Here is a 25,021-nt window from a genome sequence, read left to right as displayed (position 1 = left end):
CCCAGGGCCCCGCGCCTCAATCGCCGGCGGGGCTTGAACCTGCCCACCCGTCCAGCGCGTTCGTCAGCTTCTCGAGCTGCACCCTCAGCGTTTCGATCTCCTCCAGGTCGAAGTCCGTCGCGGCGGCGATCTGTCGCGGGACCTCGGCCGCGGCGGTCTTCAGGGACGCACCGGCGTCCGTGAGGGCGATCGTCACCGAGCGCTCGTCGGTGGCGCTGCGTTCGCGGTGGACGAGGCCGTTCGCCTCCAGGCGCTTGAGGAGCGGCGAGAGGGTGCCGGAGTCGAGGCGGAGGCGTTCGCCGAGGCGCTTGACCGGGACCGGGCCCTCGGTGTCGGCGGCCTCCCAGAGCACCAGCATGACCAGGTACTGGGGGTAGGTGAGGCCCAGGTCCTTGAGCAGCACCCGGTAGACGCCGCCGAAGGCGCGCGACGCCGCGTTGAGCGAGAAGCAGATCTGGCGGTCGAGCCGGAGGTACTCGTCGGTGCTTGAGGTGCTGGCCATGGGTCCAGGGTAACCGTCGCCGCGCGATTTAGTTGTGCGCAATTTAATTGTGTGCTCTTATTGTGGGGTACGAAGAAGAGGTTCACGGACAGATCCACGGATCCGAGAGGCAGGTCCCCCATGGACGCCATCTACACCGCCGTCGCCACCGCCACCCACGGCAGGGACGGCCGCGCCGTCTCCTCCGACGGCGTGATCGACCTCCAGCTCGGCGTGCCCACGGCGATGGGCGGGAACGGCCAGGGCTCGAACCCGGAGCAGCTCTTCGCCGCCGGTTACGCGGCCTGCTTCGGCAGCGCGCTCGGCCTCGTCGGGCGGGGCGCCAAGGTGGACGTCTCCGACGCCGCCGTCACCGCCGAGGTCTCCATCGGCAAGGAGGGCGAGGGCTTCGGGCTCGCCGTCGTGCTCCGCGTCGAGCTGCCCGACTCGGTCGACGCCGAGACCGGCCGCAAGCTCGTCGAGCAGGCGCACCAGGTGTGCCCGTACTCGAACGCGACCCGCGGCAACATCGACGTCCAGCTCGTCGTCGAGTAGGACCGCGGGCTCAGCCGCTGTGCGGCACCCGCGCCAGCGCCTCGCCCGTGCGCGGGCTCCACGCCACCAGCACCGCTTCCGGCGGCAGCCGTTCGCCCCGGTCGAGCAGCAGCCAGCGCACCCGGTAGCGGTCGGCGACGGCCCGGCGGTCGGCGCGGGTGGCCGTGGGGGAGAGGTAGGCGTGGACCGCCGCGCGGCGCCGGTGCCACTCGGCGTCGTCGACGACCGGGTCGGGGCGGGCCGGAGCGACGAGCGCCGCGCCGTGGCCCGGCAGTGAGCGGATCGGGCGGTGGCCGTCGGTCAGGACCACGTCGCCGGGGGCCATGTGCCGCGTCGCCCAGCTGTAGCCGGGCCAGGACGGCGGCGGGTCGAGGACGGTGGCCAGGAGGCCGACCGCCGCGCCCGCCGCCGCCAGCGCGCCGACGACCCGGCGGGGTCGCGCCCACGGCCGGGGTGCCGCGACGGCGATCGCGAGCGCGCACTGGAGCGGCACGACGGTGAGCACCATCGCCGCCCCGTACGCGGAGGGGCGGGCCAGAGCCGCGTAGGCCAGGGCCGCGAGCCCCAGCCCGCAGAGGACGGCCAGGGGGTCCCAAGGAGCGCGGCGGAAGCGGGCCCACAGGGCCGGCACGCCGAGCAGCGCGAGCCAGGGGACGTGCGGCGTCGCGGGGTCCGCGTCCGGCCACGCCCACACCAGGCCCACGGCCGAGGCCGCCGTCAGGGCCCGTCCCGCCCACTCCCTGCGCAGCCGCCACGCCGCCGCCCACACCCAGAACGCGAGGCCGATCGCGAACGTCGACGGGTAGCCCAGGTCGAGCAGCAGCGAGCGCAGCGCGAGCGGCTCGGTGCGCCGGCCGGTGGTCGTGCCCCACAGGAGGAGCAGCGCCGACAGCGCGGCGACCGGGGCCCATTGACGGGCCGTCAGCGCGCGGACCGCGGCGCCGAGGCCCGTGACCAGCACCAGCAGATTGGCCGGGCCCGCGAGCTTCATGACCTCCCAGCCCGTCAGGCTGGTCGCTCGCGCGAACAGCCCCTCCACCCTCGCGTACGGGGACGACAGATACGGGCTGCCCGCGCCCGGCAGGTCGACCAACGGGTGGCGCGGGTGCGCCATGCTCTCCTTCAGCCGGTCGATCACGGCCGCGTGCAGCCCGTAGTCCTCGGCCATCGGCACCCACCAGTACGCGAGCGTCAGCAGCAGCCAGCACGCGCCGCCGATGACGAAGTACGGGGTGGGGCGCCAGAAGCGGCCGCCGCGCAGCGCCGTCGCGCCGCGCACGGCTCCCCTCGCCAGTGCGGTGCTCGTCAGGTACGGCATGCGTACTCTGTGCCCCGCGCGGGCGCCCCGCCCCGCCTTTGCGTGGGCCGTGCGGGTGAGCCGGGGCCGTCAGCGGCCGAGCAGCGAGCGCAGCAGGCCCTTGGCGCCCGCGGCCTGCGACGGCACGGCGGACGCCGTCGACTCGTAGCGCGACACCGGCTGCGCAGGGCGCTTCGCCTTCCGGCCGTCGATGCGGATCATCGAGTGCCCCGCGACCTCCTCCGCGCCGTGCCAGAAGTCCTTGCGCCCCGCGAGCATCCCGCCCAGCTCGGTGCGCACCGGCTCGAACGCGCCCCACGTCCCGTAGAACTTCGTCGCCGTGATGCACAGCGGCTTCAGGCCCGTCGTGGCCACGGCGCCCCACGTCGCCGCCGCGACCCCCGGACAGTGCTCGGCGCGGAAGTCGTCGAGCACCACGATGCCGTCATCGCCGAGCAGCTCGCGGGCCGCCGCGATGTCGCCGTGCACGTGCTCGTACAGATGCGAGGCGTCGACGTGCACGAAGCGGCAGGTGTCGGGGGCCACCTCGGACGTGATCACGTTCGAAGGGCCCTGCACGACCTTCGGCAACTCGTCGTGGAACGCCCGGTAGTTGGCCTCGAAGGCGGTGCGCGTCAGGGTGCTGTACGACTTGTTCATCTCCTTGTCGTTCGCCGCGTCGTCGGCCGGCGAGTCGAACAGGTCGCAGACCGTGAAGGTCTCCTCCGCCTCCAGGTACTGGCCCATGAAGATGGCGCTCTTGCCGAGATAGACGCCGAGTTCGAGGAGGTCGCCGCGCTGGCCCAGCGCGCGCTGGCGGCTCAGGAACCAGTCGAAGAGCACCTGATCAATGTTGTGGAACCAGCCTTTGACGTCGTCGAGTGCGGCCGGGCGGGGCGGCTCGGCGGGCGCGGTGCGGGTCTCGTGCTGCATGTCAGCTCCAGTACGGATGACGTGGGTACGGGACCCGGCGGGGGACGCGCTCGCCCACCGGGTCCGGGAGGCCATCAGCACTGGGTAGGTGCGCGGGATGTCCGCGCGGTGGCCGGGAGGGAACGAAAGGCCCTCCCGCTCGATAAATCCCGGTTGTACGCCTTGTTCCGATACTTCCCGGTCACAAACCCCTTACTTCACGGCGCCCGCCATCACACCGGAGACGAACTGGCGCTGGAACGCGAAGAACACGGCCAGCGGGATCACCATCGAAATGAACGCGCCGGGCCCGAGCACGTCGACGTTGTTGCCGAACTGCCGCACCTGGGTCTGGAGCGCGACCGTGATCGGCTGGCTGTCGGTGTCCGTGAAGATCAGCGCGACCAGCATGTCGTTCCACACCCACAGGAACTGGAAGATGCCGAGCGAGGCGATCGCGGGCGCGCCGAGCGGCAGCACCACCCGCAGGAACAGGCGGAGTTCGCCCGAGCCGTCCAGGCGCGCCGCCTCCAGGAGCTCGCGCGGGATCTCCGCGAAGAAGTTCCGCAGCAGGAACACCGCGAACGGCAGCCCGAACCCGACATGGAAGAGGATCACGCCCAGGATCGAGCCGAAGATGCCGATGTCGCCGAAGAGCCGCGCGATCGGCACCAGCGCGACCTGCACGGGAACCACAAGGAGACCGACCACGATCAGGAACCACCAGTCGCGGCCCGGGAACTCCATCCACGCGAACGCGTACCCGGCCAGCGAACCGATCACGATCACGAGGAGCGTCGCGGGGACCGTGATCAGGGCCGTGTTCACCAGGGACCGCGTGATGTCGGAGTTCTCGAGCAGGCTGCTGTAGCTCTCGAACGTCAGCTGCGCGGGCTTGCTGAACACCGTCCACCAGCCGCTGTCCGCCATGTCCTCGGGCGAGCGCAGCGAGGAGAAGAGCAGCCCGATCGTCGGCACCAGCCACAGCGCGCCGACCAGGAGCAGCACGAACTGGATGATTCCGCCGCCGAGCCTGTCGCCGATCCGGCCCGCGAGCGAGCGCGGGGCCTTGACCGTCTCGTCGATGGTGCTCATCGCCGCACCTCCCGCCGCAGCCTGCGCATGTTGAACCACATCACGGGGATCACGAGCAGCAGGAGCAGCACCGCGATGGCGCTGGCCAGCCCCTCGTTGTCCTCGCTGAACGCCGAGCGGTACAGCTGGAGCGCCAGCACGTTGGCGTCGTCCTGGGAGGAGCCGGGGGCGATGATGAAGATCAGGTCGAAGATCTTGAGTACGTTGATCATCAGCGTGACCAGGACGACCGCGAGCACCGGCGCCAGGAGCGGCACCGTGACCCGGCGGAACACCTGCCACTCCGAGGCCCCGTCCACCCGCGCCGCCTCCAGGAGTTCGCGCGGGATGCCGGCGAGCCCGGCCCCGATCAGCACCATCGCGAAGCCCGCCCACATCCACACGTACGCGACCATGATCGAGGTCGTCACGATGTTGAGGTACAGGTCGAAGCCGCCGATGTGGAGCGTGAAGTACTTCTTGTCGCCGAGCCAGTCGACGCCGTTGTACGGCTCCTTGAAGTTCGCTGCGGGCAACCGCAGTTGGGCCCCGTCGGCCGCGGCCGGGAGGGCGAAGGTGCCGTCGGCGGCGGCCGTCGTGGAGGCCACGACCTTGCCGTTCTTGACCGCCTCGACGCGCATGCCGGGGTAGCCGACCTCGCTCGCGTCGATCCCGTCCCGCTTGCCCGCGCCCTTGCCGAGGGTGAAGTCCTGCCAGACGGTGCCGGTGACGCCGGAGGCTCCGGCGGTCGGCTCCTTCGCGGGCTTGGCGCCCTCGGGCATCTGGTCGGCGGCGACACCGACCAGCGGGAGCAGCACGGGAGTTCCGGCCCGCACCGGCTCCTTGGTGAGGAACGGGCCGCCGCTCTTCCCGGTGAGCGTCTCGGGCCCCCGCGGATGCGCCTTCGGGAACGCGGAGGAGTCGGCGAACGTGTCGTGCACCGACACCATGACGGCGTTCACGGCGCCCTTCTCCGGGTCCTGGTCGTAGACGAGCCGGAAGATGATGCCCGCGGCCAGCATCGAGATGGCCATCGGCATGAAGACCACCAGCTTGAACGCGGTGGCCCAGCGGATCCGCTCGGTGAGCACGGCGAAGATCAGGCCGAGCGCCGTGGCCACCGTGGGGGCGAGCACCACCCACCAGATGTTGTTGTTGATCGCGGCCTTGGTGTCGGCGCGCGTGAACAGCGTCTCGTAGTTGTCGAGCCCGATGAACGAGCCACCTGACGCGTCGAAGAAGCTGCGGACGACCGAGTACCCGATCGGGTACACGACCAGGGCGCCGAGCAGGATCAACGCGGGCAGCAGGAAGAGCGCGGCGATGGACCTGCGGGTGCCGGTCACGCTCCTACGGGTACGTGGCGGTGGCGAGACGGCAGCCCCGGTGACCGGGGCGCCGCCGCCGTCGGCGGAGGTCATCGCCGCGTCAGTCCTTGTACGCCTTGACCGCTTCGGCCTCCAGGGTCTTCTGGGTGCCCGCGACGTCCTTGGGGTTCATCAGGAAGTCCTGGAGCGCCTTCCACTCGCCCTTGCCCGGCGTGCCGCCGAAGGCCTGCGGGGTCTGGTCCGACATGTCGAAGCGGAAGTCGTTGCCGACGTCCACGAGCTGCTTGGCGATCTCGCGCTGCACGGCGTTCGGGTACGAGGCGAGGTCCACGTTCTTGTTCGGCGAGAGGTAACCGCCCAGCTTGGCCTGGATGGTGGCCGCCTCGGGCGAGGCCAGCCAGGTCACCAGGGCCTGCGACGCCTTCGAGTCCTTGAGGATCACCGCGGCGTCACCGCCGCTGACCACGGGGCGGTCACCGGAGCCGACCGCGGGGAACGGGAACACCTTCGCGTCCGTGCCGACCTTCGCCTTCGTCTGCTGGATGTTGACCTGCACGAAGTCGCCCTCGTAGACCATCGCGCCCTTCGGCTGCTCGCCGCCCGTGAAGGTCTGCTCGACCGACTTCGTGAACTCGGTCTGCACGGCGCCCTTGTTGCCGCCGGCGAGGAAGTCCTTCTTGCCCCACAGCTGGGCGAGCGTGGTGAGCGCGTCCTTCACGGACGGGTCGGTCCACTTGATGTTGTGCTGGGCGAGCTGGTCGTACTTCTCCGGGCCCGCCTGGGAGAGGTAGATGTTCTCGAACCAGTCGGTGAGCGGCCAGCCGTCGGCGCCGCCCACGGAGAACGGGGTGACGCCCGAGTCGTAGATCGCCTGCGAGGTGCTGAGCAGCTCCTTCCAGGTCTTCGGCTCCTTGGCGGCGGCGTTCTCGAAAACCTTGGAGTTGTACCAGATCAGGGACTTGTTGGCGGCCTTGTAGTACGCGCCGTACTGCTTGCCGCCGACCTTGCCGAGGTCCTGCCAGCCCGTGGCGTAGTTCTTGCTCAGCTGCTCCTGGACGTCCTTGCCGAGCGGCTTCGCCCACTTCTTGTCGACCGCCTGCTTGATGGCGCCGGGCTGCGGCAGCATCGCGACGTCCGGCGGGGCGCCGCCGGCGACCTTCGAACCCAGGAAGTTGATGATCGGGTCCTGGGCGGGGACGAAGGTGACCTTCGCGCCCGTGCGCTTCTCGAACTCCGAGAGCACCTGCTTGAAGTTCTTCTGCTCGTCGCCGGTCCAGACGGCGGCGATCTCCAGCGACTCGCCGTTCAGTTTCGGCAGCTTGAGGGAGGAGGCGGGGGACTTGGTGCCGTCTCCGCCGCCGCCCTTGCCGTTGTCGTCGTCGCCTCCGCAGGCGGTGAGCGTGAGTGCGAGGGAGCCGATGGCGATGCCCGTGAGGGCGGTGCGGAAGGTGTGGCTCCGGTGGGTGGTGCGACGTGTGCTGCCCATCACTGCCCCGTTCTCGTCCTGACGCCGAACGTACGTACTGAGCGCGGTCCCGTGGGCACTGGTCTACGCCCGGCCACGGACAACCGGCAAGGGTGCCTGTGCTGTAAACCCGTTGATCGTGACGGGGTCGTGATGCGTCAAGGGGGCGGTGGGCGTGGGCAGTTGAGTTTCGGCCCGACGTGGTCGAGGCCACGGGGCTCCGCCCCGGACCCCGCGCCTCAATCGCCGGCGGGGCTGTCCTGCCGCACCGTCGTTACGCCTTGGGGCTCCGCCCCAAACCCCGCTGCTCAATCGCCGCAGGGGCTTGATGTGCGCACCTGCACCGTCCCCGCCAGGCCTCCCGTTGCCGGGCAGCCCGCTGTCTCCGCCCAGTTTCCCACCCACCCGCCCCGGACTCCGGCCCTCCGGGGCCGGACGGCGGGGCGGGACCGTCACAGCAAGGAAGGGACCTCGGTCGCTGAGACGGAGCGGGCCGCGCGGTCCAGGGCGCTGGCCAGGAGGGCCAGGTCCGTGGGGCCGTTGCCCAGTTCGCGGACCGGGCGGCGGTCCGGCGGATCGCCCATCCGGGCCCACTCCAGCGCCACGACCGTGGGCCGCTGCGTAGCCGTACGAGGAATGCGCCCGGTCACCCGGCCCGCCTGAACTTCCACGTCACGCCCGTCCGCCCCGTGCAACACCCCACGCCCGGGCGCCGGGTCCTCGGCCCCGGTCCCCGGAACGTCGAGCACCACCCGCGGCCGCGCGGTCCACCCCCCGGCCCCGCCGGAGGCGAACGCCGCGACGAGATGCACCCCGAGCCGCTCACCGTCCCGCGCCACGGCCTCCAGCGCCCGCACCACGGACCCCGCGGCAGGCCGCCCCGGCGACCCGAGCGGCGGCGACAGCAACGCGTCCAGGTCGTCCACGACCACCACGAGCCGCGGCAACGGCGGCCCCGCCTCGGCCCGCTCCCGTACGGCCCCCGGCCGCAACCGCATCGTCGAACTCGGCGGCGCGTCCACGTCCCCGGTCCCCTCGGCGAGCGGCGCCCCGCGCTGGGAGACGACCCGCTCGGACACGGCCCGCTGCGTGTGCCACTCGGAGAAGTGTGTCCGCCCGATCAGCTCGGCCCGCCGCTTCAGTTCGGTGCTGAGCGCCTGGGCGAACTCCCGCATGCGTACGGGGTCGTTGGCCGCGAGATGCGTGGTCACATGCGGGAGGTCCGTGCAGACGCGCAGGCCCTCGGCCCGCTCCCCGCCCGACGTACCGTCGACGAGCACCATGCCGAGCCGGTCCGGACGCTCGGCCGCCGCGAGCGACGCCGCGATCGAACGCAGCAGCTCCGTACGGCCGCTGCCCGAGGGCCCCTCGATGAGCAGATGCGGCCCCTCGGCCGCGAGATCCACGGTGAGCGGCCCGCGCGGCCCCGCGCCGAGCACCGCCCAGACCCGCCCGCCGAGCGAGTCCGGATCGTCCCCGGCCGCGGCCCACCGCGCCATGAGGGACGCAGGCGTGGCCCGCGCGAGCCCCAACTCGTCCAGAAGTCGGGCCGATTGGGGCAGTGGCGCCGACACCCGCGCCCCCGGCCGGTCCCCGCCGCCCACCTCGTCCGTGCGCAACGGCGCGAGCGCCCGCGCGAACCGCTCCGCCCAGGCCAGCGACACCGCGTCGGCCGTGCCGACCGTCCCGTGCCCGACGAGCTGCCCCTGCGCCGCCCGGTGAAGCCGCAGCGTCGTCGCCACGTCACCGCTGAGCAGCGCCACCGCCCCGCACGCCCGGAACGCCGGGCTCTCCGCGCACGCCGCCTCGTAGCTCTGCGTGGCGGGCGAGGCGGGCGAGGCCGCGGGCGCCTCGGCGAGGCACAGCACGTGGATCCCGGCCTCCGCGCCCTCGGCGGCGAGCCGCACCGTGGCCTCCCGCAGCGAGGCGCTGCCGGGGTCGCCGTCGATCACGACGACCGTGGCGGCGACCGGCTCGTCGGCGCCGCGCGTGGAGGGCCGGTACCCCGCCGCGTGGTCGTCGAGCCGCCGCAGCAGCTCGTCCGTACGGGCCGTCGCCTGCTCCCGGTCGTACGCGAGCAGCAGTCGGCAGTCCTGGCCGTGCGCGGGCCGCACCTGCGGCAGCCAGCCGAGCCAGGACCACTCCGCGACCCGCTCCTCCAGGGTGCGCGCCCGGTCCGTCGAGATCAGTACGAATTCAAGGCGCTCCGGCGCGTGCAGCGTCGCGAGCTGGGCGAGGGCGCACCGGGCGAGACCGGCGAGCCGCGCGCGCGGCCCCGCGAGCCCCAGCGCCCCGGCCTCGGCGAGGCCCACGGTCACCGGCACGGCGGGCAGCAGCCCGACCCCGCCGGGGCCCGGCCGGTCGACACTGCCGAGCCGCACCGCGAGCGCCTCGGGGTGGCCGGGCCCGCGCTCCCACAGCCGGGGGCCGGGGCCGAGCGCGGTGAGCAGCAGCGCGGCGGCGTCGGGCCAGGTCTCCGCGGCGCCCGCGAGCGGCCGGGGCTCCTCTTCGTACGAAGGTGTCTCAGGGGCCGCGGTCGGCTCGGAGCGCTGCGGGGCGCGCAGCACGTGCGGCTCGTGGATCTCGTGCTGCTGGTCGTCGCCGTCGTACCCGTCGCGCTCGCCCCGCTTGCCGCGCCGCAGCAGGCGCGAGAGCCCGCGCTTGCGCGGGGCGCGCGGCAGCGTGGTGCCGCGCGCGGGAGTGCCCTGGGGCGCGGCGTCGTCCTCCTCGTCCGTCTCGGGCTCCGGCACGACGGGCCGCGCGCCGCCGTGCGACGCGGCGCCCCAGGCGGAGTCCCCGTACGCGTGCCGCGTCTCCTGGTCGGGGTCGCCTGCGGGGGCGGGCGCGGGCTCGTCGACGGGCTGCTCGGAGAAGAGCACGCGGACGTGCCCCTCGCCGTCCGGCGCCGTCCGCAGCGGCCTGGGGCGGGCCGCATCGCCCGCGACGGAGACCCGCAGCGCCGATTCGCCCAGTCGCACCAGCGAACCGGGGGAGAGCCGCACGGGACGGGAGTCGAGGGGGCGGCCGTCCACCGACGTCCCGTTTGTCGACTCCAGGTCCTCCACGGTGATCCGGCCGTCGGCGCCGAGCGTCACCGCGCAGTGCAGCCGCGACACGTCCGGGTCGTCGAGCGAGACGTCGGCGTCGGCGGAGCGGCCGACGCGGATCTGCCCGCCGTGCAGCAGGTGCACCCCGCCCGCGTCGGGCCCCGCCACCACGTGCAGCTGGGCCGCCGCCCCGTCCGGCTCGGGGCCCGGGTCGACGGGGGCGCCGAGCGCGACCACCGCGCCGTCGATCAGTGGCGGCTCGCCGAGGACGCAGCGCTGGGCGTCGAGCCGCTCGGTGCCCGCGTACAGGGTCGTCGTCCCGGCGTCGCCGCCCGCGACGGCCGTGGCGAGGCCGGAGGCGACCGCCGCGAGCGCGGTGCCCGCGGGCGCCGTGACCAGCACGTCAACACCGCGCGCGAGTGTGTCGTCACCACGTGCGAGCGTGTCGGGGCGCGTGCCCAGGGGGTCTACGACGGTAAGCCGGATCTGCATCGCCGCCTGCGGTCCCTTCTGCGCGGGCGCCCGGAAACGAGGGGCTGCCCCGCGGTCCCCCACCGCAGATCCCCCACCGCCACGGGCACATCAGCCAGTGCTGGAGGCATCCTTGCACTTGCCGCTGACAACACGCCCGCCAGCCACCCGTAAGTGATCTTGATTGGTCGGCTCTGCCCGTAAAAGTGCCTGCTCGCTGCCCGCTTGAGATCGGTCACGTCGTCCCTCGGCAACCAACGGCCCCAACCGTGCGTCTTTCCGTCGAACACCGGTGGCTCCCGGGCCGTACCCGGGTGAGGACGCCTCGGCGACGCCGCGGAAGCCACAGAAGATCGACAGTCGGGACCGGGGGATCCGCCACTAGAGTGGGTCGGAACACCCGGAACCGGGTCCGACCAAGCAAGTACCGATGCAGGGAGCGCATGACGTGCGGCCGGTAGGCAGCAAGTACCTGCTCGAGGAGCCGCTGGGCCGCGGCGCCACGGGCACCGTCTGGCGAGCCCGCCAGCGCGAGACGGCGGGCGCGGAGGCGGCGGTCGCCGGCCAGCCCGGCGAGACCGTCGCGATCAAGGTCCTCAAGGAAGAGCTCGCCAACGACGCGGACGTCGTGATGCGTTTCCTGAGGGAGCGCTCCGTCCTGCTGCGGCTCACCCACCCGAACATCGTGCGCACCCGCGACCTGGTCGTCGAGGGCGAGCTGCTCGCCCTCGTCATGGACCTCGTCGAGGGCCCCGACCTGCACCGCTACCTGCGGGAGAACGGCCCGTTCTCGCCGGTCGGCGCCGCGCTCCTGACGGCCCAGATCGCCGACGCGCTCGCCGCCTCGCACGCGGACGGGGTCGTGCACCGCGACCTCAAGCCGGCGAACGTCCTGCTCAAGCAGGAGGACGGCGGCATGGCGCCGATGCTGACCGACTTCGGCATCGCCCGCCTCGCCGACTCCCCGGGCCTGACCCGCACGCACGAGTTCGTCGGTACGCCCGCGTACGTGGCGCCCGAGTCCGCCGAGGGCCGCCCGCAGACCAGCGCGGTCGACATCTACGGCGCGGGCATCCTGCTGTACGAGCTGGTCACGGGCAGGCCGCCGTTCTCCGGCGGCTCCGCGCTCGAGGTCCTGCACCAGCACCTCAGCGCCGAACCGCGCCGCCCCTCGACGGTCCCCGACCCGCTGTGGACGGTCATCGAGCGCTGCCTGCGCAAGAACCCGGACGAGCGGCCCAGCGCGGAGAACCTCGCGCGCGGGCTGCGCACCGTCGCCGAGGGCATCGGCGTGCACGCGAGCAGCGCGCAGATCGCCGCCGCCGAGGGCGTCGGCGCCCTCCTGATGCCGGACCCGACCCCGGCCCAGGTCCCCGACACCCCGGGTGCGTCCGACGCCGACCCGACGCAGGTGCTGCCGAACAACGCGGCGGCCGCGGGCCTCGCCGGAGCCGCGGGCGCGGCAGCCGGCGCCGCCGCGGGCTCGTACGACCCGAACGCGGCGACGAGCGTCATGCAGCAGCAGGGCAACGACCAGAACGGCGGAGAGGCCGACCCGACGGCCGTCATGCCGCCGATGCCGCAGGGTCCGCCGCAGCAGATGCCGGACGCCTGGGGCGACCAGCTGCGCGCGGCCCGCGACCGCAACGAGCAGACGCAGATCCAGTACCTCGACCCGAACGAGGACCCGCTGCGCCGCCGCCCGCAGCGCCAGGTGGCGCGCCCGCAGCAGCAACAGCCGCAGCAGTACCAGCAGCCGCGCCAGCAGCCCCCGCAGCCGCAGCAGCGCCCCCAGCAGTACGCGCCGCCGCAGCAGCCGCCGCCCCGCCAGGCCCCGCGCCGGGAGCCGGAGCCGCGCGAGCCGCGCCGCCGTAGCCCGAACCGGATGCGGATCCCGGGCCTCGGCTGCCTCAAGGGCTGCCTGTTCATGATCGTGATGCTCTTCGTCGTGAGCTGGCTGGTCTGGGAGTTCACGCCGCTCCAGGACTGGATCGGCACCGGCAAGGGCTACTGGGCGCAGATCTCCGACTGGTTCTCCACGGTGACCGGCTGGATCGGCGACCTGGGGAGCAAAACCGGCAACTGACCAGCAACCGACGGCAACTCGTCGGTGACGTTGGAGATTTGTCGACATCCAGCGGGTGAATTCCCCCTCTGATGCGATGGTTGGCGTCCGAGCCGCGTAGCTTGGGCGCCAACACGCGTCTGTAGGAGCAGCCTTGGCACGGAAGATCGGCAGCCGGTACACCGCACACCAGATCCTGGGTCGCGGCAGTGCGGGCACGGTGTGGCTGGGCGAGGGACCCGAGGGTCCGGTCGCCATCAAACTGCTGCGCGAGGACCTCGCCGCCGACCAGGAGCTGGTCGGCCGCTTCGTCCAGGAGCGCACCGCCCTGCTGAGCCTCGACCACGCGCGCGTGGTGGGCGTGCGCGACCTCGTGGTCGACGGGAACGATCTGGCGCTCGTCATGGACCTCGTCCGCGGCACCGACCTGCGCACGCGGCTCGACCGCGAGCGGCGGATGCCGCCCGAGGCCGCCGTCGCCGTCGTCGCGGACATCGCCGAGGGCCTCGCCGCCGCACACGCGGCCGGCATCGTGCACCGCGACGTCAAGCCGGAGAACGTGCTGCTCGACATGCAGGGCGAGCTCGGCCCCGGCGGCTCCCACCCCGCGCTGCTCACCGACTTCGGCATCGCCAAGCTGATCGACACCCCGCGCCGCAGCCGCGCCACGAAGATCATCGGTACGCCCGACTACCTCGCCCCCGAGGTCATCGAGGGCCTGCCCGCGCGCGCGGCCGTGGACATCTACGCGCTCGCGACGGTCCTGTACGAACTGCTCGCGGGCTTCACCCCGTTCGGCGGCGGTCACCCCGGCGCCATCCTGCGGCGGCACGTCACGGAGACCGTGGTGCCGCTGCCGGGCATCCCCGACGAGCTGTGGCAGCTGCTCATCCAGTGCCTCGCCAAGGCGCCCGCGTCCCGGCTGCGCGCCTCCGAGCTGGCCGCGCGCCTCCGCGAGCTGCAGCCGATGCTCGCGGGCCTGCCCCCGCTCGACGTGGACGAGCCGGAGACGGAGCCCGCGCCCGACGAGCCGGAGCCCGGCTCCGAAGCGCCCCAGGACCCGCCGGAGCGCCCCCGCCGCGGCGCCGTCTCCCTGATCCCCGGCTCCGCCCCGAAGGACTCCAACCGCGACACCCATACCTCGATGAGGGTCCCGGCACCCGACGAGCTGGCCGGCGGCGCGCGCGGCACGGCGCGCGCCCCCCGGGCCTCCGGTTCGCCCCGGCCGGGGTCGGCCCGCAACCGGCACTCGGCGCGCCGCAGACGCGTCACCTTCGGCGTGGCCGGGATCGTCCTGGCGGCCGCGGTCGGCGGCGGCGTCTGGGCGGCCACGTCGTCGGGCTCGGACGAGGCCCCGCCCGCGGACAGCAACAATTCCGCGCCCGATCAGCCGTAGGGCGGGCGACGGGGGCGGCCGGGGCGGATCACTTGCACCAGCCGTTAGGCTGGTCCTGTGGCAGTCGTCGATGTATCCGAAGAGCTGAAGTCCCTCTCCTCGACCATGGAGTCGATCGAGGCCGTCCTGGACCTCGACAAGATGAGGGCAGATATCGCCGTGCTCGAGGAGCAGGCGGCCGCGCCGTCCCTGTGGGACGACCCGGAGGCGGCGCAGAAGATCACCAGCAAGCTGAGCCACCTCCAGGCGGAGGTCCGCAAGGCCGAGGCGCTGCGCGGTCGTATCGACGATCTCAGTGTGCTGTTCGAGATGGCCGAGGAGGAGGACGACCCGGACACCCGCGCCGAGGCCGAGTCCGAGCTCACGGCCGTCAAGAAGGCGCTCGACGAGATGGAGGTCCGCACCCTCCTGTCCGGCGAGTACGACGCCCGTGAGGCCATCGTCAACATCCGCGCGGAGGCCGGCGGCGTCGACGCGGCCGACTTCGCCGAGCAGCTCCAGCGCATGTACCTGCGCTGGGCCGAGCGGCACGGCTACAAGACCGAGGTCTACGAGACGTCGTACGCGGAAGAGGCCGGCATCAAGTCGACCTCCTTCTCCGTGCAGGTGCCGTACGCGTACGGCACGCTCTCCGTCGAGCAGGGCACGCACCGCCTCGTGCGCATCTCGCCCTTCGACAACCAGGGCCGCCGTCAGACGTCCTTCGCGGGCGTCGAGGTGCTCCCGGTGGTCGAGCAGACCGACCACATCGACATCGACGAGTCCGAGCTGCGCGTCGACGTCTACCGTTCGTCCGGCCCCGGCGGCCAGGGCGTCAACACGACGGACTCCGCGGTCCGCCTGACGCACATCCCGACCGGCATCGTGGTCTCCTGCCAGAACGAGCGCTCGCAGATCCAGAACAAGGCCACGGCCATGAACGTCCTCCAGGCCAAGTTGCTCGAGCGGCGCCGCCAGGAGGAGCAGGCCAAGATGGACGCGCTCAAGGGCGACGGCGGCAACTCCTGGGGCAACCAGATGCGTTCGTACGTCCTGCACCCGTACCAGATGGTGAAGGACCTGCGCACCGAGTTCGAGGTCGGCAACCCGCAGTCCGTGCTCGACGGCGAGATCGACGGCTTCCTCGAGGCCGGAATTCGCTGGCGCAAGCAGCAGGAGAAGTAACTCCGGGTTTCAACGAAAAGCGGGCAACTGCCGTTCACCGAACGGCAGTTGCCCTACTTTTTGGGGCACCGCCGATCTCACTTGTGTGCCAATCGTGAAGACTGGCCGGGCATTTACGTCACAGTCACATGTCCGTAGGGCGGGCAAGTCGCCCAATCGTGGACATCACGTGCGGGAACGCCCTTGACGTTGATCCCAAAAGTGGAAAGGCTGGCGCGCGGCATGCGCATTAGTGGGACGCGTGTGAACGGGGGAGGGGCGAACGAGACCTCTGTTACCTCCTGTTGAGTGCAGTCCCTGGCGCTGCTCCACTGACGATTGGCTACTGGGGGTAGCAGACTGATGACCAAGAAGACGCGGATCCGCGTTGCGCGGATAGCGGCCGGTGCGGTGATCGCGGCCGGTGCCTCGCTGACCGCCGCGGGTGCGGCTTCCGCCGCCACCGTCGACGAGAAGAGCGGCGAGACCTGCGGCCCGCTCGGCCTGATTTGCTGGCCCACCGAGGACGAGAACGGCGGCGGCGACGAGGGTGAGACCGGCGGCTCGATCGCCGGCGTCGCAGGCGGCGGCGACGGCGGCTCTGTCGCCGGTGTGACCACCGGCGGCAGCGGCGGCGACGACGGCGGCTCGGTCGCCGGTGTGGTCACCGGCGGCTCCAGCGGCGGCGACGACACCACGGGCGGTACCGGTGGCGACGACTCCACCGGTGGCACCACGGGTGGCGACGACTCGACCGGCGGCACCACCGGCGGCGACGACTCCACCGGTGGCAACGGCAACTCCGGCGGCAACGGCAACGGTGGCGGCAACGGCAACTCCGGTGGCTCCACCGGCGGCGGCGACCAGTCCACCGGCGGTTCCTCCTCGACCGGTGGCGGCTCGTCCACCGGCGGTGGCGACAACACCACCCCTGACGGGAACAACAACCCCGTCGAGCAGGGCCAGGGCAAGGAGGGCCTGAACGACACCGGCTCCGCGCCCGCCCAGCAGACCGGCACCGGCTCCGGCAAGGCCCAGGCCACCGGCGAGCTCGCCGAGACCGGTTCCTCCGGCACCACCTTCCTGGTGATCGGCGCCGCCACGATGATCGCGGGCGGTGTCGGCTTCCGACTCCTGCCGCGCGTGGTCGGCAACCGCGGCGCCGCCGCGTAACGCTGCGCACACGCAAAGGGCCCGGAGCCGATCGGCTCCGGGCCCTTTCGCGGGTCTGACGCGCGGCGGCTACACCGTCTGGTGCGCGAGCAGCGCCATCGCCGCCACGAGTACCGCCACCAGGGCCACCAGCGCCATGGGGCTCAGCGCGGACAGCGGGTTCTGCTGCTGCATCCGCTCGCGATTGGCCCGGCACACCGGGCAGCGGCCCTCACTGACGGGGGCCGCGCAGTTCGCGCACACCAGTCGGTCGTAGGTCATGCGCTTCTCCTCCTCCCGCGCGGCGGAGCCTGCCACCGGGGTACCCACTGGTTCTCTCCGCTCAACGCTCCGGGAAACGCAACCGTTCCCCCTACCACTGTGCCAGTTTCCCGGAATTTCGGCGCGTCCCCCTCGGAGTACCGCCCCTGACCAGGTACGGGGCGGACAATTCCGGCGCCGTATCCGGCATCACAGCGGGACAAAACGCTCAACGAGGGACGGCGCCTGCGCTCCGTGCGCCCCTTCGCGTATGGTCACGCACACCTAGCTCCGACGCCCCCCGATGCACCGAGGCGCACCCGTGATCCGATTCGACAACGTCTCCAAGGTCTACCCCAAGCAGACCCGGCCCGCCCTCAGGGATGTCTCCCTGGAGGTCGAGCGTGGTGAGTTCGTCTTCCTGGTCGGCTCGTCCGGCTCCGGCAAGTCGACGTTCCTGCGCCTCATCCTGCGTGAGGAGCGGGCCAGCCACGGCCAGGTGCACGTCCTTGGCAAGGACCTGGGTCGCGTATCCAACTGGAAGGTCCCGCAGATCCGGCGCCAGCTCGGCACGGTCTTCCAGGACTTCCGTCTCCTGCCCAACAAGACGGTGGGGGAGAACGTGGCCTTCGCCCAGGAGGTCATCGGCAAGTCCCGCGGTGAGATCCGCAAGTCCGTGCCGCAGGTCCTCGACCTCGTCGGCCTCGGCGGCAAGGACGACCGCATGCCCGGCGAGCTCTCCGGTGGTGAGCAGCAGCGCGTGGCGATCGCGCGCGCGTTCGTCAACCGGCCCAAGCTGCTGATCGCGGACGAGCCGACGGGCAACCTCGACCCGCAGACCTCGGTCGGCATCATGAAGCTGCTCGACCGGATCAACCGGACGGGCACCACGGTGGTCATGGCCACCCACGACCAGAACATCGTGGACCAGATGCGCAAGCGCGTCATCGAGCTGGAGCACGGCCGTCTCGTGCGCGACCAGTCGCGTGGCGTCTACGGCTATCAGCACTGAGAACCGCGAGAAGTACCGAGCAAGAAAGCTGCGAAAGGCGTTAGTGACGCTATGCGTGCCCAATTCGTTCTGTCGGAGATCGGCGTAGGTCTCCGCCGCAACCTCACGATGACCTTCGCCGTGATCATCTCGGTTGCCCTCTCGCTCGCGCTGTTCGGCGGCTCGCTGCTCATGAGCGACCAGGTCAACCAGATGAAGGGCTACTGGTACGACAAGGTCAACGTCTCGATCTTCCTGTGCAACAAGGGGGACGCCGACTCCGACCCGAACTGCGCCAAGGGCCCGGTCACGACCGAGCAGAAGAAGGACATCCTCAGCGACCTGAAGAAACTGCCGGTCGTCGACAAGGTGGCGCACGAGTCGCAGGACCAGGCGTACAAGCACTACAAGGAGCAGTTCGGCGACTCCCCGCTGGCCAGCTCGCTCACGCCCGACCAGCTCCAGGAGTCGTACCGGATCAAGCTGAAGGACCCGGAGAAGTACGAGGTCATCGCGACCGCGTTCAACGGCAGGCCCGGCGTGCAGTCCGTGCAGGACCAGAAGGGCGTGCTCGACAACCTCTTCCGGCTGCTCGGCTATCTGAACTACGCGGCGGGCGCGGTGATGGCCGTGATGCTCGTGGTCGCCCTGCTGCTGATCGTGAACACCGTCCGGGTGTCCGCCTTCAGCCGCCGCCGCGAGACCGGCATCATGCGGCTCGTCGGCGCGTCCGGCTTCTACATCCAGGCGCCGTTCATCATGGAGGCCGCGGTCGCCGGGCTCATCGGCGGCGGCATCGCCTGCGTCTTCCTCGCGGCCGGCCAGTACTTCGTGATCGACAACGGCGTGGCGCTCTCCGACAAGCTCCAGCTCATCAACTTCATCGGCTGGGACTCGGTGTTGACGAAGCTGCCGCTCATCCTGGCCGTGAGCGTGCTGATGCCCGCGCTTGCCGCGTTCGTCGCGTTGCGCAAGTACCTGAAGGTGTGACGAGAGTCCTTCGCGCCACAGGGCGTCGTGCGGGTCAACGGCCCGTACGACGCCCTTTGTTGTCCTAGACTCACCGACATGTCAGGTACGGATCTGTACTCCAGGCCCCGCCGCATCGGTCGCGGGGCGACCCTGACATTGATCTTCGTGACCGTCCTCGCGGCGGGCGCCGCGACCGGATCATGGCCCGGAGAGGGCCGGAAGGACGCGGAGAACACGGACAGTTCGCTGGTCGCGGCCCATGAGCGGCCGATCGCGGGGCCGACCGACCCGCGCGCCGCCGCCGCCGAGGCGATGGCCGACGGGAAGTCGCCCGAGAAGGCCGCGGAGGACGCCGTCAGCCGCAGCGGCGACCGCTGGGGCTCGGTGTACTCCCAGGGCGAGTACAAGGAGTTCGAGCAGGCCCTCGACGGCGAGTACACCGGCATCGGCCTGCGCGCCCGCCGCACCGCCGAGGGCCGGGTCCGGGTCTCCAAGGTGCGCGAGGGCTCGCCCGCCCAGCTCGCCGGGATCCGCGCGGGCGACACCATCGCCGCGGTGGACGGCGAGCCGGTCACCGGACGGCCCGTCACCGAGGTCCTCGCCCTGCTGCGCGGCAAGTACGCCGGAACGCCCGTCCACGTAGGACTCCAGCGCGGTACGCGCGCGTGGAGCGAGACGCTGCGCCGCGCCAACCTGACGACGGACTCCGTCTCTTCCACGCGGCTCGCCGACGGGGCGACGCTCGTGAAGGTGAGCGCCTTCACCAAGGGCGTCGGCGACCAGGTGCGCACGGCGGTCGCCGCCGCACCCGCGCGCGCGGGCGTCGTGCTCGACCTGCGGGGCAACTCGGGGGGCCTGGTCACCGAGGCGGTCAGGGCGTCCTCCGCGTTCCTCGACGGCGGGCTCGTGGCGACGTACGACGTGCGCGGGGCGCAGCGGGCCCTGCACGCGCAGCGCGGCGCCGACACGTCGAGACCGGTGGTCGTGCTCGTCGACAGCGGGACGATGAGCGCGGCCGAGCTGCTCACCGGCGCCCTCCAGGACCGCGGCAGAGCGGTCGTCGTGGGCTCCAGGACCTTCGGCAAGGGCTCGGTCCAGATGCCGAGCCGGCTGCCCGACGGCTCCGTGGCGGAGCTGACCGTCGGGCACTACCGCACCCCCTCGGGCCGCGCCGTCGACGGCCGCGGCATCACGCCCGATCTGGAGACCGGTGCGGACACCCTGCGGAGGGCGGAGACAGTATTGACTGGCCTCGGGGACCCCTCGTAGTGCGAAAATGGCCAGCACTATGGCCAAGGCAATGTATGTACCGAAGGAGTCCCAGCCCAAGCAGGGCAAGAAGGGGGCGTCGTCCGACAAGAAGGACGGCAAGCGCAAGCTGGTCGCGCAGAACAAGAAGGCGCGCCACGACTACCTGATCCTCGACACCTACGAGGCCGGCATCGTGCTGACCGGCACGGAGGTCAAGTCGCTGCGTGAGGGCCGCACCTCGCTGGCCGACGCGTTCGTCCAGATCGACGGGGGCGAGGCGTGGCTGCACAACGCGCACATCCCCGAGTACAACCAGGGCACGTGGACGAACCACGCGGTGCGCCGCAAGCGCAAGCTGCTCCTGCACCGCGACGAGATCGACAAGCTGGAGTCGAAGTCCGACGAGACGGGTCACACGATCGTGGCCCTGGCGATCTACTTCAAGGACGGCCGGGCGAAGGCCGAGATCGCGCTCGCCAAGGGCAAGAAGGAGTACGACAAGCGGCAGGCGCTGCGGGAGAAGCAGGACCGCAGGGACTCGGACCGGGCGATCGCCGCGGCGAAGCGGCGGCAGCGGGCGCGGGAGCGCTGAACCCTCCGGGAATAGGCTGGCATCGTCGTGCGTTGGTCACGTACGATGGCAGTGCTCCTCAAGCAGGGGCACGGGTCGAAAGGCCCACTTTGAAAAATCAACATGGGGATGATCGGTTTCGACAGCGGATGTCGAAGCAGGGGAAGCGTGTCGAGGAAGCGGCAATGATCTCGTTAACCATATGTCGCAACCAATAATCGCCAATTCTAAGCGCGATTCCCAGTCCTTCGCCCTCGCTGCCTAATAAGCAGTGAGTGAGGGACCCTAAATGGGTGTCAGCCCGGGGAAGTTCCCGACCCGGATCCTGGCATAATCTAGGGAACTAAACTCTTCCGCCCGGTCACGGGGCGGAAGAGGAAATCAAACAGTGACTGGGCCCGTTCCGGACTTGTCTGGGTGATCCGGAGGGCCGAGAAAATCGCACCAGACTGCACACGGAGAAGCCCTGTTCCTTCACCGTTGGACGCGGGTTCGATTCCCGCCATCTCCACGAGACGGTGCCCGGACCGTGCTCGCAGAAAGCGCGAGCCCTGTCCGTCCCGTCGGGAATTCTGGGGGCATGACCCCCAGACCCCCTCATCCCATGTGGGCGAAGGCCCGGTGACCGTTTCGGTCGCCGGGCCTTTGTCATGCGGTCTTGGCGGGGCCCCGTGCGTCCGGGATGCTCCTGTGCCATGAGGAGACGCAAGGGATCGAGATGGGCCCTGTCCGCCGTGGCCGTCGTCGTGGCCGCCACGCTCAGCTGGAGCGCCCCCGCCGGCGCCGACTCCAGTCCCAGCGGGCTGCCCGAGGCCATCGACACGATTCTCGGGGACCCGCGGATGGAGGGCGGCGCCGCGAGCGTCGTCGTGGCCGACGCGAAGACCGGCGAGACCCTGTACCAGCACCATCCGACCGGGCGACTGATGCCCGCCTCCAACACCAAGCTCGCCACCTCCGCCGCCGCCATGGACACCCTCGGCCCCGGCTACCGCTTCGACACCGACGCGCTGGCCGCCGGGCGGGTGCGCGGCGGGGTGCTCGAAGGGGACCTGTATCTGCGCGGCACCGGCGACCCGACGACCCTCGCCGCCGACTACGACAAGCTGGCGGCCGACGTCGCCGCTGCCGGGGTGAAGCGGGTGAGCGGGCGGCTCGTCGCCGACGACACCCGGTTCGACGACCGCCGGATCGGCGACACCTGGGGCGGCGACGACGAGTCCTCGTACTACGCCGCCCAGATCAGCGCGCTGAGCGTGGCCCCCGACACCGACTACGACACCGGGACCGTGATCGTCGAGGTGAAGCCCGGGGCCAAGGCGGGCGACAGGCCCGCCGTGAGCGTCACGCCCGAGAACCATTACGTCGACATCGATCTGAAAGCGTCCACCGTGGGCGCCGGGGGAGACGACACCGTCGCCGTCGAACGGCAGCACGGGACCAACACGATCACCGTCAGCGGCACCGTCCCCGTGGGTGGGGACACCACCAAGGAGTGGGTGACGGTGTGGGAGCCCACCGGGTACGCGGCCTCCGTGTTCCGGGACGCGCTCGCCGCGCACGGCGTCAAGGTCGACGGGGGCACCCGGCTCGGCCGGGCGACGCCCGCGGGCGCGAAGCGGCTCGCGGCGCACGAGTCGATGGCGCTCAAGGACCTGCTCGTCCCGTTCATGAAGCTCTCCAACAACATGCACGCCGAGTCGCTCACCAAGGCCATGGGGTACGAGGCGACCGGAAAGCCGGGGAGCTGGGGCGCCGGCATCGACGCCATCGCCGACTACCTGAAGGGCGCGGGCGTCGACGCGACCAAGGTGCGCCAGGTCGACGGCTCCGGGCTCTCCCGCAAGGACAACTTCGCCGCACGGCAGATCGCCGATCTGCTGCTCACCGTGCGGGACGAGCCCTGGTACGCCGACTGGTACCGCTCGCTGCCCGTGGCCTGCGACCCGGACCGGTTCGTCGGCGGGACCCTGCGCAGCCGGATGTGCGGCACGCCCGCCGCCCGCAACGCCGTAGGGAAGACGGGTTCGTTGACGGGGGCTTCGGCGCTCTCGGGCTACGTGAAGGACGCCGACGGGCGGCTGCTGGTCTACAGCGTGGTGCAGAACAACTACCTGGTCGACTCCGTGAAGCCCCTGGAGGACGCCATCGTCGTGACCCTCGCAGGGTCGACGTCCGACGCGGCGAAGGCCGTCGCGCCGAAGTCCACGCGCGCCGTGCCGAGCGTCGAGCGGGACGGCGCCCTGGAGTGCGCGTGGCGCAAGCCGGCCAGGTGCTGAGTCACCCGCGGCCCGCGCGCACGTAGGCGTACAGCGCGAGCAGCAGCGCGCACGTCGCCGCCGTGACGGGGACCGCGTACGCCGCGGTGGGGCCCCAGTGCTCCACCGCGGCGCCGCCCGATGCCGAGCCGCCCGCGATGCCGGCGAGCAGTCCGGTCACGGCGAGCGTCATGCCCTCGTTCAACTGGCCCGCCGGCGTGCGCTCCTGGATCAGGGTCATGCCCGTCACCATCGTCGGCGCCGTCGCCATGCCCGCGACCAGGAGCGCGCCCCCGAGGACGTACAGGGAGCCCGTCAGCCAGGCCGCGAGCAGCGGCAGCGTCATCAGGGCCGCCATCGCGGCGACGCACAGCGGGTGGCGCCGGGCCGCGGGGCCGCTCGGCTTCCACGCCCCGTAGAGCAGTCCCGCCGCGCAGGAGCCCGCCGCCTGGAGGGCGAGGATGCCGCCCGCCCACACCTTGTGGCCCTGCGCGTCGGAGAAGGCGACCGTGACGACCTCGAGCGAGCCGAAGATCGCGCCCGTGGCGAGGAAGGCGAGCAGCAGGGGCGGCATGCCACGCGCGCGTAGCGGCGTTTTCGTCGCCTTCGTACGCGCGTGGGGCGGGGGTTCCGTCGCGCGCTGGGCGGCGAAGATCAGCACGCCGGTCACCATGAGCACCGCGCTGACCAGCGTGCCGGCCTCCGGGAAGAGCGAGCCGCAGAGGAACGCGGCCACTACGGGGCCGAGCATGTAGCAGAGTTCGTCCGCCGCCTGTTCGAAGGAGTTCGCCGTGTGCAGGGCGTCCGGGGTCTCCTTCAGGAGGTGCGCCCAGCGGGCCCGGGACATGCCGCCCGTGTTCGGGGTCGTCGCGGACGCCAGGTAGGCGGCGAACAACGTCCAGTCCGGCGCCCCGAAGTGCACGCACAGCAGCAGCGCGAGCGAGCCGCAGGCCGACACGATCGTGGCGGGCACCGCGACCCGCGCCTGCCCGTGGCGGTCCACGAGGCGCGCGGTCCACGGGCCGACCAGCGCGTTGGCGACCAGGCCCGTGGCGGTGACCGCGCCCGCGAGCGCGTACGAGCCGCGGGCGCCGGAGATCATGATGACGGCGCTGATGCCGAACATGCCCTGCGGGAAGCGGGCGATGAGGTTGCCGAGGGTGAAGGCGCGGGCGCCGGGGATCGTGAACAGCCGGGCGTAGGACGTGGCGGTGGACATGCCATGAGCGTCGCCGCAGGTCACGTACGGGGTCCAACACTTACTCGGTGCCGATTCACGCGCCCGCGTTGTAAGTTCGCCCGGTGCCCCCAGCGAATGTGGAACCCCGCCTGCTGCGCGCCTTCCTCGCCGTCGCCGACGAACTGCACTTCACCCGCGCCGCCGCCCGCCTGTACGTCGCCCAGCAGGCGCTCAGCCGGGACATCCGGCGTCTGGAGCGGGAGTTGGGCGTCGACCTCTTCGGCCGCACCACCCGCCAGGTGACGCTCACCGACGAAGGGGTCAGGCTGCTGCCGCACGCCCGGCGGGTGATCGAGGCGCAGGACGAGCTGCTCGCGGCCTTCGCCGCGCCCGCGCCGCTCCTCGTCGACGTCAACAGCCCGGGGCTCCTGCACGAGCGGGTGCTCGCGCGGGCCCGCGAACTGGCTCCCGAGCACGAGCTGATGGCCCGCTACGAGAGCGGTCTGACCGGCGCCGCCGTGGAGCTCCTCGCGGGGCGCCTCGACGCGTCCTTCGGCCGGTTCGCCGGGCTCGACCCGGCCGTGCGCGGGCGCCTCGCCCAGCAACCGGTGCGCTACGAGCCGATGGCGGTCGTGCTGCCGCAGGACCATCCGCTGGCGGAGCTCGACGCCGTGCCGCTCGACCGGCTGGCCGGGGAGGCCGTCTACGCGGGCGCCGGAAACCCGCGGACGCCCGAATGGACCGATCTCGCCCGGCGGTTGTTCGAGGGCCGGGGCATCCGGGTCGCGCCGCCCGCCCCGCTCGCCGTCGGCAGGGAGGAGTTCCGCCGGATCATGACCAAGTACCGGAACCCGGTCCTCACCGGCGTGGATTTTCCGGCCATGCCGGGGTCGGTGCTCCGTCCGCTGGTCGATCCGGTGCCGCTGTCACCCGTGTCGCTGGTGTGGCGGAAGGGGCGTGAGCACCCCGGAATCCGGGCGCTGCGGGCCGCCGCGAGGGCCCTCGCGGCGGAGCACGGGTGGCTGGAACGGCCCCCGGAGTCGTGGATTCCGGACCCAGATGTGCAGATTATGTTGAGTCGTGAATGAGGTGTGTGCGTGCGTGTCACTGGTGTGCGCTACATTCAGGACTCGGGTGCGGTGTGATAGTGG

The 25,021-nt window shown here is 71.8% G+C and carries 20 protein-coding genes and 1 other RNA gene; 12 read left to right on the top strand and 9 right to left on the bottom strand.

What is annotated here, in order from left to right:
• Window positions 1–16: 16 nt before the first annotated feature.
• The gene (locus ACTWJ8_RS16850; protein WP_443264317.1) at window positions 17–502 is read right to left on the bottom strand and encodes a MarR family winged helix-turn-helix transcriptional regulator; all 486 of its coding nucleotides are present in this window, start codon (window positions 500–502) and stop codon (window positions 17–19) included.
• Window positions 503–622: 120 nt separating this feature from the next.
• Between ACTWJ8_RS16850 and ACTWJ8_RS16845 the strand changes: the two genes are divergently transcribed.
• Window positions 623–1,036, top strand: a complete 414-nt coding sequence (locus tag ACTWJ8_RS16845; protein WP_443264316.1) for an organic hydroperoxide resistance protein — start codon at window positions 623–625, stop codon at window positions 1,034–1,036.
• Between the two features lie 10 nt (window positions 1,037–1,046).
• Here the strand turns inward: ACTWJ8_RS16845 and ACTWJ8_RS16840 are convergent, their stop codons facing one another.
• The 6 genes from ACTWJ8_RS16840 to ACTWJ8_RS16815 form a co-directional block, all read right to left on the bottom strand.
• Window positions 1,047–2,354 (bottom strand): hypothetical protein, encoded by a 1,308-nt coding sequence (locus ACTWJ8_RS16840; RefSeq protein ID WP_443264314.1) that lies wholly within the window; start codon window positions 2,352–2,354, stop codon window positions 1,047–1,049.
• Window positions 2,355–2,423: 69 nt separating this feature from the next.
• On the bottom strand, window positions 2,424–3,266 hold the full coding sequence (locus ACTWJ8_RS16835; RefSeq protein ID WP_356376121.1) for a class I SAM-dependent methyltransferase: 843 nt from the start codon (window positions 3,264–3,266) through the stop codon (window positions 2,424–2,426).
• Window positions 3,267–3,458: 192 nt separating this feature from the next.
• Entirely contained in the window at window positions 3,459–4,340 is an 882-nt protein-coding gene (locus ACTWJ8_RS16830; RefSeq protein WP_356376124.1) for a carbohydrate ABC transporter permease, read from the bottom strand.
• A complete protein-coding gene (locus ACTWJ8_RS16825) occupies window positions 4,337–5,740 on the bottom strand; it encodes a carbohydrate ABC transporter permease (RefSeq protein WP_443264312.1) in 1,404 nt (467 codons plus the stop codon). Before ACTWJ8_RS16825 ends, ACTWJ8_RS16830 begins: the two co-directional genes overlap by 4 nt.
• A 7-nt stretch (window positions 5,741–5,747) precedes the next feature.
• Window positions 5,748–7,133 (bottom strand): ABC transporter substrate-binding protein, encoded by a 1,386-nt coding sequence (locus tag ACTWJ8_RS16820; protein ID WP_356376126.1) that lies wholly within the window; start codon window positions 7,131–7,133, stop codon window positions 5,748–5,750.
• 431 nt (window positions 7,134–7,564) lie between these two features.
• Window positions 7,565–10,651 carry an FHA domain-containing protein gene (locus tag ACTWJ8_RS16815; protein WP_356376129.1) on the bottom strand — a complete coding sequence of 1,029 codons (3,087 nt, stop codon included), beginning with the start codon at window positions 10,649–10,651 and terminating at the stop codon, window positions 7,565–7,567.
• A gap of 427 nt (window positions 10,652–11,078) precedes the next feature.
• Between ACTWJ8_RS16815 and ACTWJ8_RS16810 the strand changes: the two genes are divergently transcribed.
• The 4 genes from ACTWJ8_RS16810 (at window position 11,079) to ACTWJ8_RS16795 (ending at window position 16,407) form a co-directional block, all read left to right on the top strand.
• A complete protein-coding gene (locus ACTWJ8_RS16810) occupies window positions 11,079–12,716 on the top strand; it encodes a serine/threonine-protein kinase (protein WP_443264310.1) in 1,638 nt (545 codons plus the stop codon).
• A gap of 133 nt (window positions 12,717–12,849) precedes the next feature.
• The gene (locus ACTWJ8_RS16805) at window positions 12,850–14,091 is read left to right on the top strand and encodes a serine/threonine-protein kinase (protein ID WP_356376135.1); all 1,242 of its coding nucleotides are present in this window, start codon (window positions 12,850–12,852) and stop codon (window positions 14,089–14,091) included.
• A 57-nt stretch (window positions 14,092–14,148) separates the two neighbouring features.
• Complete coding sequence (prfB, locus tag ACTWJ8_RS16800; RefSeq protein ID WP_356376138.1) at window positions 14,149–15,255, top strand: peptide chain release factor 2; 1,107 nt, start codon at window positions 14,149–14,151, stop codon at window positions 15,253–15,255.
• A gap of 342 nt (window positions 15,256–15,597) precedes the next feature.
• Window positions 15,598–16,407 carry a hypothetical protein gene (locus ACTWJ8_RS16795; protein ID WP_356376141.1) on the top strand — a complete coding sequence of 270 codons (810 nt, stop codon included), beginning with the start codon at window positions 15,598–15,600 and terminating at the stop codon, window positions 16,405–16,407.
• Window positions 16,408–16,476: 69 nt separating this feature from the next.
• Here the strand turns inward: ACTWJ8_RS16795 and ACTWJ8_RS16790 are convergent, their stop codons facing one another.
• The gene (locus ACTWJ8_RS16790) at window positions 16,477–16,668 is read right to left on the bottom strand and encodes a hypothetical protein (protein WP_306322396.1); all 192 of its coding nucleotides are present in this window, start codon (window positions 16,666–16,668) and stop codon (window positions 16,477–16,479) included.
• A gap of 301 nt (window positions 16,669–16,969) precedes the next feature.
• Here ACTWJ8_RS16790 and ftsE point away from each other — a divergent pair, with 301 nt between their 5' ends.
• From ftsE to dacB, 6 genes are all read left to right on the top strand, one after another.
• The gene (ftsE, locus tag ACTWJ8_RS16785; protein ID WP_356376145.1) at window positions 16,970–17,659 is read left to right on the top strand and encodes a cell division ATP-binding protein FtsE; all 690 of its coding nucleotides are present in this window, start codon (window positions 16,970–16,972) and stop codon (window positions 17,657–17,659) included.
• Between the two features lie 51 nt (window positions 17,660–17,710).
• Entirely contained in the window at window positions 17,711–18,628 is a 918-nt protein-coding gene (gene ftsX, locus ACTWJ8_RS16780) for a permease-like cell division protein FtsX (protein ID WP_356376147.1), read from the top strand.
• A 78-nt stretch (window positions 18,629–18,706) separates the two neighbouring features.
• Complete coding sequence (locus ACTWJ8_RS16775; protein ID WP_356376150.1) at window positions 18,707–19,879, top strand: S41 family peptidase; 1,173 nt, start codon at window positions 18,707–18,709, stop codon at window positions 19,877–19,879.
• 31 nt (window positions 19,880–19,910) lie between these two features.
• Complete coding sequence (gene smpB, locus ACTWJ8_RS16770) at window positions 19,911–20,453, top strand: SsrA-binding protein SmpB (RefSeq protein ID WP_356377886.1); 543 nt, start codon at window positions 19,911–19,913, stop codon at window positions 20,451–20,453.
• Window positions 20,454–20,557: 104 nt separating this feature from the next.
• Window positions 20,558–20,946: a transfer-messenger RNA gene (gene ssrA, locus ACTWJ8_RS16765) on the top strand.
• 181 nt (window positions 20,947–21,127) lie between these two features.
• On the top strand, window positions 21,128–22,711 hold the full coding sequence (gene dacB, locus ACTWJ8_RS16760; RefSeq protein ID WP_443264309.1) for a D-alanyl-D-alanine carboxypeptidase/D-alanyl-D-alanine endopeptidase: 1,584 nt from the start codon (window positions 21,128–21,130) through the stop codon (window positions 22,709–22,711).
• A 1-nt stretch (window position 22,712) separates the two neighbouring features.
• Here dacB and ACTWJ8_RS16755 read toward each other — a convergent pair whose 3' ends face one another.
• Window positions 22,713–23,909: an MFS transporter gene (locus tag ACTWJ8_RS16755; RefSeq protein WP_356376153.1), complete on the bottom strand. Its 1,197-nt coding sequence runs from the start codon at window positions 23,907–23,909 to the stop codon at window positions 22,713–22,715.
• Between the two features lie 83 nt (window positions 23,910–23,992).
• On the opposite strand from ACTWJ8_RS16755, the gene ACTWJ8_RS16750 reads away from it, so the two are divergent.
• Complete coding sequence (locus ACTWJ8_RS16750; protein WP_356376155.1) at window positions 23,993–24,958, top strand: LysR family transcriptional regulator; 966 nt, start codon at window positions 23,993–23,995, stop codon at window positions 24,956–24,958.
• Window positions 24,959–25,021 lie beyond the last annotated feature (63 nt).

Origin of the sequence: Streptomyces sp. SDT5-1 (genome assembly GCF_052245995.1) — a bacterium.
Classification (GTDB): domain Bacteria; phylum Actinomycetota; class Actinomycetes; order Streptomycetales; family Streptomycetaceae; genus Streptomyces.
Note: the sequence above shows the minus strand (reverse complement) of the source record. Positions and strands in the feature narration are given on the sequence as shown.